This is a genomic window from Micromonospora sp. IBHARD003, from assembly GCF_056106285.1.
Window position 1 is genome coordinate 2,487,071 of the sequence record NZ_JBWBBX010000001.1, and the last position, 14,071, is coordinate 2,501,141.

The following is a 14,071-nucleotide window of genomic DNA, read 5'->3' on the forward strand; positions in this document are numbered from 1 at the left end:
TGGATCTCCGTGGAGGAAGGAGCGGCGTCCGGTGCGTGCTCTCGGGGTGCCGGCTGGAAGCCCTCGTACTGGACGTACTTGGGCTTTCGGCCGGTGCGGCGAGAGCGAGTGCCGGGCGTCGCGACGCCGCGGAGATCCGTCAGAAGCCCCCTAGTGCTGTGACCGGATAGGTTCACCGGCTCGCGGTGTCCTGCACGGCGTCTCGCTGCGTTGTCGAATCACCCGAGTACATCCAGTACAAGGCCGATTCTCCGCCTGGCGATACACCGCACAGGACGCCGCGAGCTTCCCGGCAAACCTATCCGGCCACAGCACTAGGTACTGACCAGGTCCGGACTACGTACCGTCCGGACGGCCCGGGTCTCCGGGACGACCCTGCGCTGACGACGGTGACGGCAGGGGCGGCGGAAGCAGCCCCTGCCGTCCCGCGCTCCCCGCGTCGATCGGCTCACCCGCCGGGGCACCCGCCTGCCACGCGGCGAACAGCGGCACCGTGCCGCTGCCGTCGAGGACGACGATGCCGAAGGGGCGGTCGAAGGCGACGCGCAGGGTCCTGCGCGGACGGGGCGGCGCTCCGCCCGGACTGGCGAGCACGACCGTCACGGCCGCCGCCTCGACACCGAGTTCGGCGACCTTGACGACCGTCTCCTGGACGACGTGGGAGATCGCGATCGGCTCTGGGGAGAGCCCGGAGAAGTCCGCGCCCGGGGAGGTCGCCGAGACCACTCCGAACGCGGGGAGCTGCGGCGTGACCTCGATCGTGGTGCGCAGCGAGAACCGGGGAAGTGCCAGAGCGATGACCTCCGCGTCGAGGGGCCCGTGCATCCCGGCCGGTGCCCAGGCGGCGGGCAGCACTTCGGCAGGACCCGCGCCCTTCGGCCCGAGCACCAGGCGCACCCTCGCCGGTGCGCCCCTGCCGGGCGGGGCGCCGGGTCCGGCGGCGCAGAGCAGTTCGACGACCGTGGCCCCGCCGGCGGTCCATGTCTCCGCCGGGCTCAACTGCCGGTGCATGGTGGGCACATGGTGCACGGCTCCCGCCGCGTCGGTGAACGGGGCGAGGCGGGTCCGGTGCGCGGGGAACGGCGTCTGCCAACGCGCCTTCAAGGCAAGGGCGTTGACCACGGCGAGCAGCGTGTCGGGCTGGATGGGGACGGGCAGCTTCTCGATCTGGCCGCCGGTTGTCTCGTTCACCCAGGCGTCGATCTCGTCCTGGTCGAGGTGTCCGAACCCGATGTCCGGCAGGGCCTCACGATAGGCGCGGTAGACGGGGATTCTGCTCCACACCCGTGTCGCGACGGCCAGGGCATCGGTGCCGGCGATCGCCCGCGCAGCCCCGGTGACCGCGTGCGCGGCGTCCTCGCCCGCGATCCCGAGCAGCGCCCGCAACTCCGTCTCGGTCGCCCCCCGCGCCCCGGCGGCCACCGCCCCCAGGGCCAGCCACAGCCCGGCGGGCGAACAGACGAAGTCGCCGCGCCCGCCCCGCTCAAGCAGCCGGAACCAGCGTGCCCCCAGCTCACGAACCGCCGGTGCGTGTCCGACAAGTCCCGCCCCGTCCGTCACGGCCGCCGCCCCCTATCCTGCCTGCATGAGCATCGTGAAGATCAATGTACTGACGGTTCCCCAAGAGCAGCGCGAGACCCTCGAGAAGCGCTTCGGCGCCCGCGCCGGTCTGGTGGAGTCCTCCGACGGCTTCGAATGGTTCGAGCTGCTCCGGCCCGTGGAGGGCACCGACCAGTACCTCGTCTACACGCGCTGGCGCGACGAGGAGTCCTTCCAGGCGTGGATGGAGGGACCGATGAAGGCGGCGCACCAGGGCGGCGGAGGCGAATCCGGCGACCGCCCCCGCCCGGCGGCGAGCGGCTCCCAGGTGTGGTCCTTCGAGGTCGTCCAGCAGGCCGCGCCCAAGGGCGAATAGGTCCGACCAGGGCCTGTCCGGCAGACGACACCGGGCGAAGACGACGAAGGGCAGGGAGTTTTCGCTCCTTGCCCTTCTCAACGTGTAGCTCACGGTGGGCCTTGCGGAATCTCCAGGTGGTCTCGGCGCACGGCTGGGTAGAGTCGTGCGATGCCCGAGCTGAAGCGGCTGCATGCCGGCCACGCCCCGGCGGTCCTGGCCTTCGAGCTGGCGAACCGCGCCTACTTCGCCGCCTCCGTCCCCGACCGCGGCGACGAGTTCTTCGACCGGTACACCGACCGGCACAACGCCTTGCTGGCCGAGCAGGAGGCCGGTGTCTGCGCCTTCTATGTGCTCGTCGACGAGGACGGCGCGGTTCTGGGCCGGTTCAACCTGTACGACTTGGAGGACGGCGCTGCCGCACTCGGCTACCGGGTCGCCCAGCACATCGCCGGCCGCGGCGTGGCGACCGCGGCCGTCCGGGAGCTGTGCCGGCTGGCGGCGGCCCGGCACGGGCTGCACACACTGCGGGCGGCCACCACACTCGGCAACGCCGCGTCCCAGAAGGTGCTGGCCAAGGCCGGGTTCCTTCCCGTCGGCCCGGCCGACCCGGCCGTCCTCGACGGTGAGGCAGGCACCTGGTACCGGTGTGACCTCGTGCCTCAGCCGTAGACCGCGACTCAGCCGGACCAGGTGGCGCCCACCCGCTGGGCACTCCGGAGGGTTGGCTGCACCCCCCTGGATGGCGCCCCTTCTCGGACCCTGCGCGCGATATTCGCTCGCGCCGTGACACCGGGGCCGCGTACACAGTCGGCGTGACGACTTGGTCCCTGCGCCCCGAGCACTTCGGCACCCCTGACGCGACCGCCCTGCGCCGCGCCTACTACGGCGAGGTCGCGGGCCGGTACTGGGGACGCCCCGCGACTGCGGCGGAGGTCGATGCCGGGCTGGCGGGCGACGGGGTGGAGCGGCTCGTGCCGCCCAGCGGGGAGTTCGTCGTCGGTCGGTACGGAGGCCGGCCCGGGGCGTGCGGGGGCGTGCTGATGCTGGATGCGGGCACCGCCGAGCTGACGCGGGTGTACGTACGGCCGGGATTGCGCGGTAGCGGCGGCGGGGCGGCGCTGCTCGGCTCCCTGGAGCGGGCGGCCCGGCGGCTGGGTGCGACGCGCATGGTGCTCAACACCCGGCTGGATCTCGTCGAAGCGCGGGCGCTGTACTCGCGCGGCGGTTACGCGGAGATACCGGCGTACTGCCAGGGGCCGTACATGGAGGTCTGGTACGGCAAGGAGCTCTGACACGGACGTCACCGTGCGGGCTCCCCCGCGGCCTCGGACAGGGGTCAGCGCGGCGGGCGCTGGTGGCGCCACGCCTCGTGGTCGCGGTGCGCCTCGCCGCTGTACGGCCTCTCGCCGTCCGAGCCGCCGAGCTCCGCGGTGAGCTCCTTGACCAGCTGCACCAGGTCCGTGGGCCGGTCCGGCCCCCACCAGTCGCCGAGCAGCCGGGCCAGGGACTCCTCCCGGGCCGCCGCCAGTTTCGCCGCCGCGGCGGCCCCCTTGTCGGTGAGCGTCAGGGACAGTCCCTCGCGCCGGGCCAGCCCGCGCTCCTCCACCTGCCGGGACGCCTCGGTGATCGCCTTGAGCGGTACGGCCGTGACGTCGGCGAGCCGGGACGGTTCGACCGTGCCGCACCGTTTGATGCGCAGCAGCAGCCAGCTCGCCGCAGGGGACAGATCGAGCCCCGCGGCCCGGGTGATCTTCACATAGATCGCCTTGCGGCCCTCGCGCGCACCCAGCACCGACAGGGCGCGGGCGCACTCGTCGTAGGAGGACCGTTCCACGGGGTTGGAGGCGAGTGTTTCGGTGACTTCCGGCGCGGTGACCGAACCGCGCAGCTTGTCCTCCCTCAGGTAGCAGGCGAAGACGAAGGCGATGAGGACGATCGGGGAGGCGTAGAGGAAGACGTCCGTGATGGCGGTCGAGTAGGCGTCCACCGCCTGCGGCTGCAGGGCCGGTGGGAGGTCGGCGATGGACCGGGGGTCCGCGGCGAGCGCGTCGGGGCTCGTGCCGGGTGGAAGCCGCCGTCCGGCGAGCGCGTCGGCGAGCCGCTCGTTGAGCAGGGTGTTGAAGATCGTGCCGAAGACGGCGACCCCGAACGACGCCCCGATGGAGCGGAAGAACGTCGAGCCCGATGTCGCGACGCCGAGGTCCTCGTAGTTCACGGCGTTCTGCACGGCCAGCACCAGCACCTGGATCACCATGCCGAGTCCGGCGCCGAAGACGAAGAAGAACGTGCCGATCTGCCAGGCCGGTGTGTCCCGCTCCAGCTGGTGCAGCAGAAGCAGGCCGAGCGCGGTGACGGCGGTGCCGAGGAGCGGGAAGACCTTCCAGCGTCCCGTACGGCTGACGATCTGGCCGGACACCGTGGACGTGAGCAGCAGCCCGAAGACCATCGGCAGCATGTGCACACCGGACATGGTGGGGGTCACGCCCTGCACGACCTGCAGGAACGTCGGCAGGAACGTCATCGCGCCGAACATCGCGAAGCCGACGATGAAGCTGATCACGGAGACGAGGGTGAAGGTGCGGATCCGGAACAGCCTCAGGGGCAGCACAGGCTCGGCCGCACTGCGCTCGACGTGCACGAAGACCGCGAGGAGTACGACTCCCAGCACGGCGAGGCCGATGATCTGCACCGAGTCCCAGGCCCAGGTGGTGCCGCCGAGGGATGCGACGAGGACCAGGCAGGTGGCGACCGCCGCGATCAGGAACGTGCCGAGGTAGTCGATGGTGTGGTGGGTGCGGCGCACCGGGATCTGCAGCACGGCGGCGATGACGAAGAGAGCGACGATGCCGACGGGCAGATTGATGTAGAAGACCCAGCGCCAGCTCAGATGCTGGGTGAAGAGCCCGCCGAGGAGCGGTCCGAGGACACTCGCCGCGCCGAACACCGCACCGAACAGGCCCTGGTAGCGGCCGCGTTCACGGGGCGGGACGACATCGCCGACGATCGCCATCGACAGCACGATCAGCCCGCCGCCCCCGAGGCCCTGCAGGGCGCGGAAGGCGATGAGCTGGCCCATGTCCTGGGCGATCCCGCACAGGGCGGAACCGATCAGGAAGATGACGATCGCGGCCTGGAAGAGCTTCTTGCGACCGTACTGGTCGCCGAGTTTGCCCCACAGGGGCGTGGCCGCGGTCGAGGCCAGCAGATACGCGGTCACGACCCAGGACAGATGCTCCAAACCGCCGAGTTCGCTGACGATCGTCGGCAGGGCGGTGGAGACGATGGTCTGGTCGAGGGACGCGAGCAGCAGGCCGAGCAGCAGCGCGCCGATCGAGACGAGCACGCTCCGGCGGCCGCGCGACCCACCCGCTCCGGGTTTCGGGCCGGGGTTCACGGCCGGGCTGGTCAGATCCTGCGCCATGGGCACTCCTCGGTACGCCGAGTCGCTTCTCACGCACGTCATCCCATCCTCGCGGTTTCGTCCTGTTATGGCCTGCCGAAGGGGGGCTCGGGGCGCGGTGGCTGGACGCGGGCTGCATAATCGCTGGCAGCTCATGGGGAGGGGATCACGATGACGGGACGCGTCTGTCCTGAATGTGGCGGCGCATCGCCGTCGCGGAGATGCGGCTGCGCGGTGCGGGCCGAGCGGGCGGCCGAGCGCGCGGCGCAGATCGCGGCGGCCGAGGACTTCGACCCGCTGCGCATCCGCCCGTATGTGACACTCCCGCCCCCGCAGGGGGTGGATCCGGGTCCGCCGCCCGGACCGCTGCCGGCGGCGTCCGGGGCCGCCGCGGAGACCTCTCCTCCCGCTGACTTCGGCGCCCACACGACATCGCCGTACGGCTTCGGCCCGGACGCACCGGCCCCGCACGACTTCGGCCCGGGCACATCCGCCCCGCACGACTTCGGCCCGGGCACATCCGCCCCGCACGACTTCGACCCGGGCACATCCGCCCCGCACGACTTCGACCCGGGCACATCCGCCCCGCACGACTTCGCCTCGCAGACAGCGGGCACGCAGGAGACGGGCTCACAGGAGACGGGCTCTTACGAATGGGCCCCGGACGGCTTCGCCGCGGGAATGCCGGCCGTACCCGGTCGCACGGACAGCGCGTTCCCGGTGCCTCCCGGGCCGCCCGCGTACGGTCGGGCGTTCCAGGCCGACTCCGCGGCCTACTCGCCCGCCGCGCAGGAGACCACGTACGAGTTCGAGATCTCGGCTCCGGGGCCGGCCGGCTCCGCCGCCCCCGAAAGGCCGGTTCGCCGGAGGAGTCCCGGCGTGTTGATCGCCTCGGCCGCCGCCGTCGTCGCCCTGGGCACCGCCGCGGCGTTCGCCGGTGGGCTGCTCTCCGACGGCGAGGGCGAGCAGGACCGGGCGCTCCCCGAGATCGAGACGATGGCGCCGTTCCTGAGCGCCGCCCCCAAGGCGCCCTCGTCCGGAAAGCCGTCGGCCTCGAAGAAGCCGGGCAGCTCGCCGTCGGCATCGCCCTCGGAGGCCCCTTCCCCGGCGGCTTCGGAGAAGGCATCCCCGTCGCGCTCCGCGACATTGGCTCCGCGCTCCGGTGCCCCCGTGTCGTCGTCCTCCCCGACCCGCGCCACCGGACGGGTGTCGCGGGGCCCTGCCTCGCCCGCCACGGCGGTCACCCTCCAGCGGGGCGACAGCGGCTCCGAAGTCGTCGAGCTCCAGGAGCGCCTCGCGCAGTTCGGGCTCTACGACGGCCCCTCGCACGGCCGCTTCGACGGTGAGGTGGAGTGGGCCGTGGCGTACTTCCAGTCGATCCGGGAGATCTCGGGCGACGCCCAGGGCGTCTACGGCCCCGCCACCCGCCGCGCCCTGGAGGCGGAGACGCAGTACCAGGGCGGCAGCGGCGGGGGCGACGGCGACGACTGGAACGGCAACAACGGCGGAGGACGCGGCCGCTGAGCTCCGGGCGGCGATGCTCCGCCGCGTCCCGCCTTTTCGCGGTACGCGGCCCCGCCCTCACAGCTTGCGCACTCCGCGCCAGGTCCATCCGGCGCCGAGGACGGTGTTCCGCAGCGGATCCTTCATGTCACGCGTGTCCAGCCGGAAGGTGACGACCTTGCGGCGACGGCCGTCGGCGCCCTTCTCGTACGTCCACTCCACGTGTTTTCTGCGGATCGGCCCGCGTCCGCGCTCGCGCCCCACGGTCACACCGGGTGCGGGCCCGGCCCGGGTCACCGCCCACTGCTGGTCCACGGCCCGCACCTCGCGCTCCCCGGGGACCAGCCGCATCGAGATCTTGAACGTCCGCTCCACCTGCCGACGGCTCAGACCGGAGCCCGTGGCGGGTTCCGTGATCTGCCACATCGCCACCAGTTCGGCCCCATCGGCGTAGGCCTCGCGCAGGCTGAACGGCACACCCGTACCGTCGAGTGCGAGCAGCGCGGCCCGCAACTCCATGGTGGGGATCGCCGTGACGCCGTCGTCCGGGTACTTCGTGCCCATGTACCGGTCCCGGAGTCGTCCCACCGCTACGCACCCCTTCCGGCACCCGGGCCCCGGTGGCCCCACAGCTGACCCAACTGACCCAACTGACCGGATTCCTCTGGCATGTTCGCGTCTCCCCCGTCGGCAGTTGTCGATCTTATGCATGGCGGACGGGCGAGCGGCCCCCGGTGCAACGCTCGGTGCACCACTCGATGCGTCCAAGGGAGCGGGTTGGCGTTCCGGCGCCGCTTTTTGTATCGTAAGAAAACAAAGTGGTTCCCGCTCGCACTCCCTGACCGGCGGGCGGGGACCGCTCTGTCCCGGGCCGTGCGTTGGCCTGCCAGGCAGCACCTTGCCTTCGCCCGCCCGTCGCACGTTTCGACTGCTGGAACTTTCGACTCCTGGAACCGGAGTACGCCGATGCCGGCCACCCCCACCCCGTCCACACTGACCGCCCGCGCCCTCCTGCTCGACATGGACGGCACCCTCGTCAATTCGGACGCCGTCGTGGAGCGCGTGTGGCGCGGCTGGGCCCTCAAGCAGGGACTGGACCCCGACGAGACGCTGAAGGTCGTCCACGGCCGCCAGGGCTACGCCACGATGGCCGCGCTGCTGCCGGACCGGCCCATGGCGGAGAACCACGCCGAGAACCGCGAGCTGCTCGCCCAGGAGACCGCGGACCTGGACGGCGTCGTGCCCGTGGCGGGAGCCCCGGCGTTCATGGCGTCCATAGCGGCGCTGCCGCATGCGCTGGTCACCTCGGCCGACGAGGCACTCGCCCAGGCCCGGATGCGCGCCGCGGGACTGCCCGTGCCGCAGATCAGGGTCACCGCGGAGAGCGTGGGCGCGAGCAAGCCCGACCCCGAGGGCTTCCTCAAGGGCGCGGCGGAGCTCGGCTTCGCCCCGGCGGAGTGCGTGGCGTTCGAGGACTCCGAAGCGGGCATCACCGCCGCCCGCGCCGCCGGGATGCGCGTCGTCGGTGTGGGGCCGCGCGCGGCCGTCTTCGCGCCCGACGTGCACGTGGACGACCTCACCCGGCTGCGGGTCAGAGGTGACGCGACGGGCACGATCACCCTCAGCTTCGCGTAGTCGCGTGGCGCGTGATGTTCGGTGTGTGACATGTCACACACCGAACATCACACACCGAACGTCACGCGCCACACCCCGGGCGTCACACACCACACCCCGGGCATCGCACGCCGGGCGTCACACGTCAGGGCTTCCCGGGACGGAGGCCCGTCGGGCGCCCCGGCTGGACGAGGCCCGGCGCCGCCTCCGCTCAGCCCGCCAGTGCCTCGTAGAGGCTGAGGCCGGCGAGCACGGTCATCAGCGCCGCCGCCACCTTGGTGATCAGCGGCAGCGGCACGTACTTCATCAGGGTCTTGCCGCCCACGATGCCGATTCCCGCCACGGCCCACAGCGCCAGCACCGCCCCGAGTCCGACGGAGAGCGGGTTGTCGAACCGGGCGGCCAGGTTCGCCGTCATGATCTGCGTCAGATCACCGAACTCGGCGATCAGGATCAGCATGAAACCCGCGCCGGAGACCCTCCAGAAGGACTGGTCCTCCGGCGCCTTGATCTCCTCGCCGTCCTCGTCGTCCTTCTTCAGCAGCAGTACGGCCGCGCCCGCGAGGAAGAGGACGCCGACGACCGCCTGGACCAGCCGGTGCGGCAGGAGCGTCAGCACACTGCCCGCGGCGATCGCCAGCGCGACATGGACGGTGAAGGCCGCCGCGACTCCGGCGAAGACGTACGAGGCCCGGTAGCGCGTGCCGAGCATCAGCCCGGCGAGGGCCGTCTTGTCGGGGAGCTCGGCGAGGAAGACGACGCCGAAGGTGATCGCGAGGATCGTGAAGCTCAGCACAGCTGGGGTTCCTCAATCGGTGGGGCTCCGCCGCACCGAGAGACCTGATCGCTTCCGTTTCCGGGGTCGCTTCGGCACGGCAGCGCCATGAACGGTCATGGTCATGGATCACTGCTGGCCGAAGGTCTCGCTGGCGGGCCGCTCACGCGGCCGCCTCCGGGCGCCGGCCGAGACGAGCTCGGCAGTATGTCGACGTTCCGGCGAAGAGCTACTCCCCTTCTGCTCCTGACAGGGTACGCGACGCCCTCGGCGATCGGGGGCCCACGGCCTCGGCCCCCGGGGCGGTGCCCCCAGTCCCAGGCGGCGAGGCGGGCCCGTCACACCGGCGGCCCCGCACACCGGTGGCCGCTCAGACCGGCACCCCGAGCCTCGCCATGCTCAGCCGTCGCCGTCCTCAGCCGTCGCCGTCCCGGTGCAGCAGCCCCCGCGCCACCAGCTCCAGCACCAGCGCCACCGCGATCGCCTGCACCGCCATCAGCCCCACCAGGACGAACAGCTGCACGGCGCCCGCCTGCAGGGGTGAGGCCCCGCCCAGCAGCATGCCGACGAACGCGCCCGGCAGTGTGACCAGGCCCACCGTCCTGGTCTGGTCGAGGCCCGGCAGCAGCGCGTCGGACGCCGCGTCCCTGGCCACCTCCAGACGGGCGTCGCGGTCGGGGAGCCCCAGGGCCAGCCCCGCGTCCACTTCACCGTGACGGGTCGCGAGCTCGTCGAGGGCGCGACGTCCGCCGAGGACCGTCGCGGTCAGCGCCCCTCCGATGAGGATTCCGGTGACCGGGATGAGCGCGATGCCCTTGAGCGGGACGAGCCCGGTGAGCAGCAGCACCGCGACAACGGGCGCGACGCCCGCGCCGATCGGGAGTGCCGTACGCCACCAGGTGCCGTTCTTGGTGATCCGTCGCCCGGCGGTGCGTACGGCGACGGCGTACATCAGCAGCAGGAAGGCGAGCAGCAGCGGGACCGCCCGCACCACCCAGCCGATGAGGAACGAGACCGCGGCGAGCTGGACCGCGGCCCTCAGCCCGGCGACCACGATCTCCCGAGCGCGGCCCGCGCCGAGGCGGGCGAGCGCCGCGACGGAGGCCGCGGTGGCCAGAAGCACGGCGAGTACGACCCCGAAGGTGACATTGACCGGCAGCAGCACGTGTCAACCCTAAGCCGGACAAAGCGATCTGGTGCACCGTCAAACCCCTTGATCTGACGTGCTCATGTCGCCACTCTGTTACCTGGCGCCCACCCGGGTGACACCTGCCGGCGCCACGATGACCCGGGTCCCGCCTCGACACGGGGACCCGTAAACCCTCACCACCCCCCACCCTCATGGGAGTTCGCATGTCTGGTGTCTACGCGCGTCGCGTGTCACGTGCCACCGTGCTCGCCGCATCCGCCGCGCTGGCCTGTGCCACCACACTGCTCACCGCACCCGCGGCCAACGCCGCTCCCCCCACCCCCGTCAGCGCCGCCACCGCCCGCGCGTACCTGGGCCAGCTGACGGTCAAGGCGGAAGGTTCCTCCACCGGTTACAGCCGCGACAAGTTCCCGCACTGGATCACCCAGTCGGGCGCCTGCAACACCCGCGAGGTCGTGCTCAAGCGCGACGGCTCCGGCGTGGTCCAGGACTCCAACTGCGCTGCGGTCAGCGGTAGTTGGTACTCCCCGTATGACGGTGCCACGTGGACGGCAGCCTCCGATCTGGACATCGACCACATCGTCCCGCTCGCCGAGGCGTGGCGTTCCGGCGCGAACTCCTGGACCACCTCCTCCCGCCAGGCGTTCGCCAACGACCTCACCCGTCCGCAGCTCATAGCCGTCACCGACAACGTGAACCAGGCCAAGGGTGACCAGGACCCGGCGGAGTGGATGCCGTCGCGCTCCTCGTACCGCTGCACCTACGCCCGGATGTGGGTCCATGTGAAGTACTACTGGAAGCTGTCGGTCGACTCGGCGGAGAAGTCCGCCCTCCAGTCGGTCCTCAACGGCTGCTGACCGTGCCGCGGCACCGGGGAAACACCCACCCCGGTGCCGCGCGTCCCGGCCCGTACACCCCGTTCCCCTCGGGGGAATCGAGGTTGAATTCACGGCCTGAGGGCGGCGGGTCCGGATCGCGGCCTGTATCAGGCGATGGCGTAGACCGTCTTGCAGTCGTACTCACGGCCCCCGTTCGTCTGACAGGACTTCACGGTGATCGTGGTTCCCTCGGAGTAATTGAGGTCCCAGGACCGGGTGGAATCGGCGCCGGTGGTGAGCGCGAACCGGTTCCCCTCGACATAGGCGACGACGCCCTCACCGTTGGCCACGTAGTCGGAAACGGTCAGCTTCTCGTCGTAGGCGTTGAAGTAGACGAAATCGACGTTCTGACCGGCGGAGCTCTGGTGCCGGATCACGCAGGAGCGGCCGCCCTTGTCGGTGGCGTCGCTCGTGTCCCAGCAGTTGTACGTGACGGCATGAGCAGCGCTGTGGGTCGTGGCGATGAACCCCGCGGCTATGGCGCCGACGAGTGCGAGACGTCCGAATAAGTGCTTCACGGCATTCCCTTCGATATATGCGCCGTACGAAAGTCGTCCGGCTTCGACCGGTTACCGGACACGGCGGACGCGTCAACCCCGTGGCCGTACGAACGCGTGCCGCCACCGGCGCCAGGACCACCGACGGCGCTTCGTGGGTCCGGCACAGCAAGCGTGCCGGGATCACCGAGCGGAGTCATGAGCACTCGGTACACGATTCTTGGCGATGAGTGGCCGTTCGGCGAATCCGCTGCGCGGTGATCCTGCGCCGGGGAACGCGCACACGGAAACCGGGCACACCGAACGGGACCCCCGCAACCACTCCGGAATCACGCAATCCGGAACCGCGCGGAACCACCCGGAACCCCGCTACCCTCCACCGTCGTTCTTCCGTACCGTACGAGGGCGATGGAGGAGGGCACATGGCAGCCGGGCTGCGCCTGGGACCACTACTGCGGCACGTCGACTGGGAGACCGGTGACCGCGCGACCGTATGGGTCGAGGCCGACCGGCCCTGCACGGCCGAGGTCCGGTGTGAGACGGCCGGCGCGGGCGGCTCGGCGCGTACGTTCCAGATCGAGGGCCACCACTACGCGCTGATCCCGGTGTCCGGGCTGGCCCCCGGTTCCACGACTGCGTACGAGGTGTTCCTGGACGGCCGGCGGGTGTGGCCGCAGCCCGGCTCCGAGTTCCCACCGAGCACGATCAGCACCCCGTCGGTCCCCGCGGACGAGGTGCGGATCACCTTCGGATCCTGCCGCTGGGCGGCGCCGCCTGCCGACGAGCACGACCCGATCGGGCCCGACGCGCTCGACGCCATCGCGGCACGGCTGGCCGCCGACCCCACCACCGAGCGCCCCGGCGTCCTGCTCCTGCTGGGCGACCAGGTGTACGCGGACGCGACGTCCAAGGCGACCCGGCAATGGCTGGCCGCCCGCCGCGATCTGGACGAACCACCGGGCACCGAGGTCGCGGACTACGAGGAATACACGCGGCTGTACGACGAGTCCTGGCTGGACCCGGAGATCCGCTGGCTGCTGTCCACCGTCCCGAGCCTCATGATCTTCGACGATCACGATGTGATCGACGACTGGAACACCAGCGCCTCCTGGCTCGCGGAGATGCGGTCCACGGCCTGGTGGCAGGAGCGCCTGGTCAGCGGTCTGATGTCGTACTGGGTCTACCAGCATCTCGGCAATCTCTCCCCCGCCGAGCTGGAGACGGACGAGGTGTACGCAGCCGTCCGGGCCACGCCCGACGGGACGGACGCCCTGCGCACCTTCGCGGCGCGGTCCGACAGCGACCGGGCGAGCGTCCGCTGGAGCTACCGCCGCGACTTCGGCAGGACCCGGCTGGTGATGGTCGACACCCGCGCCGGGCGCGTCCTGGACGAGGACAAGCGGGCGATGCTCGACGAGGACGAGGCCCTGTGGCTGCGCGACCAGGTGCTCGACGAGCCCGGCTCGTACGACCATCTCCTCATCGGGACCTCGCTGCCCTGGCTGATGCCACCGGCCATCCACGACGCGGAGAGCTGGAACGCGGCGCTGTGCCGCGGCGAGCGGGGCCCGCGCTGGGGCCGGTTCGCGGAGGACCTGCGCAGACGGGCGGACCTGGAGCACTGGGCGGCGTTCCCCTCGTCGTTCGTGGAGCTGACCCGGCTCATCGCGGAGGCGGGCAGCGGCCCCGGCGCACCGGCGACGGTGTGCGTACTGTCCGGGGACGTCCACCACGCCTATGTGGCGGAGCCCACGTGGCCGGACGGCGGTCCCTGGCCCGAAGGGGGCCCGGAGGCACGAGTGGTGCAGCTGACCTGCTCGCCGGTGCACAACGCCATTCACGCGTCGGTACGGATGGGCTTCCGCTTCGGCTGGAGCCGGGCGGGGCGGCGGCTCGGGCATGCGCTGGCCCGCCACGGCCGTACGGGCCGGCCCCTCATCGACTGGCGGCGGACGGGTGGCCCTTGGTTCGGAAACCAGCTGATGACGCTGGTGCTGCGCGGGCGTTCGGCGACACTGCGGCTCGAACAGGCGCGGGCGTTCGGAAAGCGGGCGGACCGACGGCGCGCGGACCTGGCGCACACGCGCATCGTGACCGTGGACGAGCGGGAACTGACGAAGGGTCCGTGAACGCGGGCGTCATCGGCCCGCAGACGCAGTCGCGCCGTGCCATGCCGTCACGGGCGGCGTCGTCACAGGCGGCGTCGTGACGGGCGGTGTCGTGACGGGCGGTGTCATCGCACACCGCAGCAGCACATGACGGCCGCTTGAACAGCACAAACCGGCCTGATGTTGAACTTGCAAGCATTGATTAGGCGGCCCTAACGTAGGTGACCCGATCGGTTTCACGTCCCCAGA

13 protein-coding genes are annotated in these 14,071 nt (G+C 71.5%); 7 read left to right on the plus strand and 6 right to left on the minus strand.

What is annotated here, in order from left to right; translation table 11 throughout:
• Positions 1-336: 336 nt before the first annotated feature.
• Positions 337-1,560 (minus strand): serpin family protein, encoded by a 1,224-nt coding sequence (locus ACTWOL_RS11030; RefSeq protein WP_474296445.1) that lies wholly within the window; start codon positions 1,558-1,560, stop codon positions 337-339.
• A 25-nt stretch (positions 1,561-1,585) separates the two neighbouring features.
• On the opposite strand from ACTWOL_RS11030, the gene ACTWOL_RS11035 reads away from it, so the two are divergent.
• The 3 genes from ACTWOL_RS11035 to ACTWOL_RS11045 all read left to right on the plus strand — a co-directional run bounded on the left by ACTWOL_RS11035 (position 1,586) and on the right by ACTWOL_RS11045 (position 3,189).
• Positions 1,586-1,915, plus strand: a complete 330-nt coding sequence (locus ACTWOL_RS11035) for an antibiotic biosynthesis monooxygenase family protein (protein WP_474296446.1) — start codon at positions 1,586-1,588, stop codon at positions 1,913-1,915.
• Positions 1,916-2,065: 150 nt separating this feature from the next.
• Positions 2,066-2,566 carry a GNAT family N-acetyltransferase gene (locus ACTWOL_RS11040; RefSeq protein ID WP_474296447.1) on the plus strand — a complete coding sequence of 167 codons (501 nt, stop codon included), beginning with the start codon at positions 2,066-2,068 and terminating at the stop codon, positions 2,564-2,566.
• A gap of 143 nt (positions 2,567-2,709) precedes the next feature.
• A complete protein-coding gene (locus tag ACTWOL_RS11045) occupies positions 2,710-3,189 on the plus strand; it encodes a GNAT family N-acetyltransferase (RefSeq protein WP_474296448.1) in 480 nt (159 codons plus the stop codon).
• Positions 3,190-3,233: 44 nt separating this feature from the next.
• On the opposite strand, the gene ACTWOL_RS11050 is transcribed toward ACTWOL_RS11045, so the two are convergent.
• The gene (locus ACTWOL_RS11050) at positions 3,234-5,318 is read right to left on the minus strand and encodes an MDR family MFS transporter (RefSeq protein ID WP_474296449.1); all 2,085 of its coding nucleotides are present in this window, start codon (positions 5,316-5,318) and stop codon (positions 3,234-3,236) included.
• A gap of 213 nt (positions 5,319-5,531) precedes the next feature.
• Between ACTWOL_RS11050 and ACTWOL_RS11055 the strand changes: the two genes are divergently transcribed.
• Positions 5,532-6,821 carry a peptidoglycan-binding domain-containing protein gene (locus tag ACTWOL_RS11055; protein WP_474296450.1) on the plus strand — a complete coding sequence of 430 codons (1,290 nt, stop codon included), beginning with the start codon at positions 5,532-5,534 and terminating at the stop codon, positions 6,819-6,821.
• A gap of 57 nt (positions 6,822-6,878) precedes the next feature.
• On the opposite strand, the gene ACTWOL_RS11060 is transcribed toward ACTWOL_RS11055, so the two are convergent.
• A complete protein-coding gene (locus ACTWOL_RS11060; protein ID WP_474296451.1) occupies positions 6,879-7,364 on the minus strand; it encodes a hypothetical protein in 486 nt (161 codons plus the stop codon).
• 402 nt (positions 7,365-7,766) lie between these two features.
• Here ACTWOL_RS11060 and ACTWOL_RS11065 point away from each other — a divergent pair, with 402 nt between their 5' ends.
• Positions 7,767-8,435, plus strand: a complete 669-nt coding sequence (locus tag ACTWOL_RS11065; RefSeq protein ID WP_474296452.1) for an HAD-IA family hydrolase — start codon at positions 7,767-7,769, stop codon at positions 8,433-8,435.
• A 190-nt stretch (positions 8,436-8,625) separates the two neighbouring features.
• Here the strand turns inward: ACTWOL_RS11065 and ACTWOL_RS11070 are convergent, their stop codons facing one another.
• Together ACTWOL_RS11070 and ACTWOL_RS11075 are read right to left on the minus strand one after the other, a co-directional pair.
• Complete coding sequence (locus tag ACTWOL_RS11070) at positions 8,626-9,210, minus strand: TMEM165/GDT1 family protein (protein WP_474296453.1); 585 nt, start codon at positions 9,208-9,210, stop codon at positions 8,626-8,628.
• A 394-nt stretch (positions 9,211-9,604) separates the two neighbouring features.
• Entirely contained in the window at positions 9,605-10,354 is a 750-nt protein-coding gene (locus ACTWOL_RS11075) for an ABC transporter permease (RefSeq protein ID WP_474296454.1), read from the minus strand.
• A 188-nt stretch (positions 10,355-10,542) separates the two neighbouring features.
• Here ACTWOL_RS11075 and ACTWOL_RS11080 point away from each other — a divergent pair, with 188 nt between their 5' ends.
• Positions 10,543-11,196 (plus strand): HNH endonuclease family protein, encoded by a 654-nt coding sequence (locus ACTWOL_RS11080; RefSeq protein ID WP_474296455.1) that lies wholly within the window; start codon positions 10,543-10,545, stop codon positions 11,194-11,196.
• A 128-nt stretch (positions 11,197-11,324) separates the two neighbouring features.
• Here the strand turns inward: ACTWOL_RS11080 and ACTWOL_RS11085 are convergent, their stop codons facing one another.
• A complete protein-coding gene (locus ACTWOL_RS11085) occupies positions 11,325-11,735 on the minus strand; it encodes a hypothetical protein (protein WP_474296456.1) in 411 nt (136 codons plus the stop codon).
• Positions 11,736-12,136: 401 nt separating this feature from the next.
• On the opposite strand from ACTWOL_RS11085, the gene ACTWOL_RS11090 reads away from it, so the two are divergent.
• The gene (locus ACTWOL_RS11090; RefSeq protein WP_474296457.1) at positions 12,137-13,843 is read left to right on the plus strand and encodes an alkaline phosphatase D family protein; all 1,707 of its coding nucleotides are present in this window, start codon (positions 12,137-12,139) and stop codon (positions 13,841-13,843) included.
• Positions 13,844-14,071 lie beyond the last annotated feature (228 nt).

Bases quoted from the DNA above. Each gene is read 5' to 3' on its own strand.
- ACTWOL_RS11090 (WP_474296457.1), top strand. From the start codon at position 12,137: ATGGCAGCCGGGCTGCGCCTGGGACCACTACTGCGGCACGTCGACTGG.
- ACTWOL_RS11065 (WP_474296452.1), top strand. From the start codon at position 7,767: ATGCCGGCCACCCCCACCCCGTCCACACTGACCGCCCGCGCCCTCCTG.
- ACTWOL_RS11050 (WP_474296449.1), bottom strand. From the start codon at position 5,318: ATGGCGCAGGATCTGACCAGCCCGGCCGTGAACCCCGGCCCGAAACCC.
- ACTWOL_RS11080 (WP_474296455.1), top strand. From the start codon at position 10,543: ATGTCTGGTGTCTACGCGCGTCGCGTGTCACGTGCCACCGTGCTCGCC.
- ACTWOL_RS11060 (WP_474296451.1), bottom strand. From the start codon at position 7,364: ATGGGCACGAAGTACCCGGACGACGGCGTCACGGCGATCCCCACCATG.
- ACTWOL_RS11035 (WP_474296446.1), top strand. From the start codon at position 1,586: ATGAGCATCGTGAAGATCAATGTACTGACGGTTCCCCAAGAGCAGCGC.
- ACTWOL_RS11040 (WP_474296447.1), top strand. From the start codon at position 2,066: ATGCCCGAGCTGAAGCGGCTGCATGCCGGCCACGCCCCGGCGGTCCTG.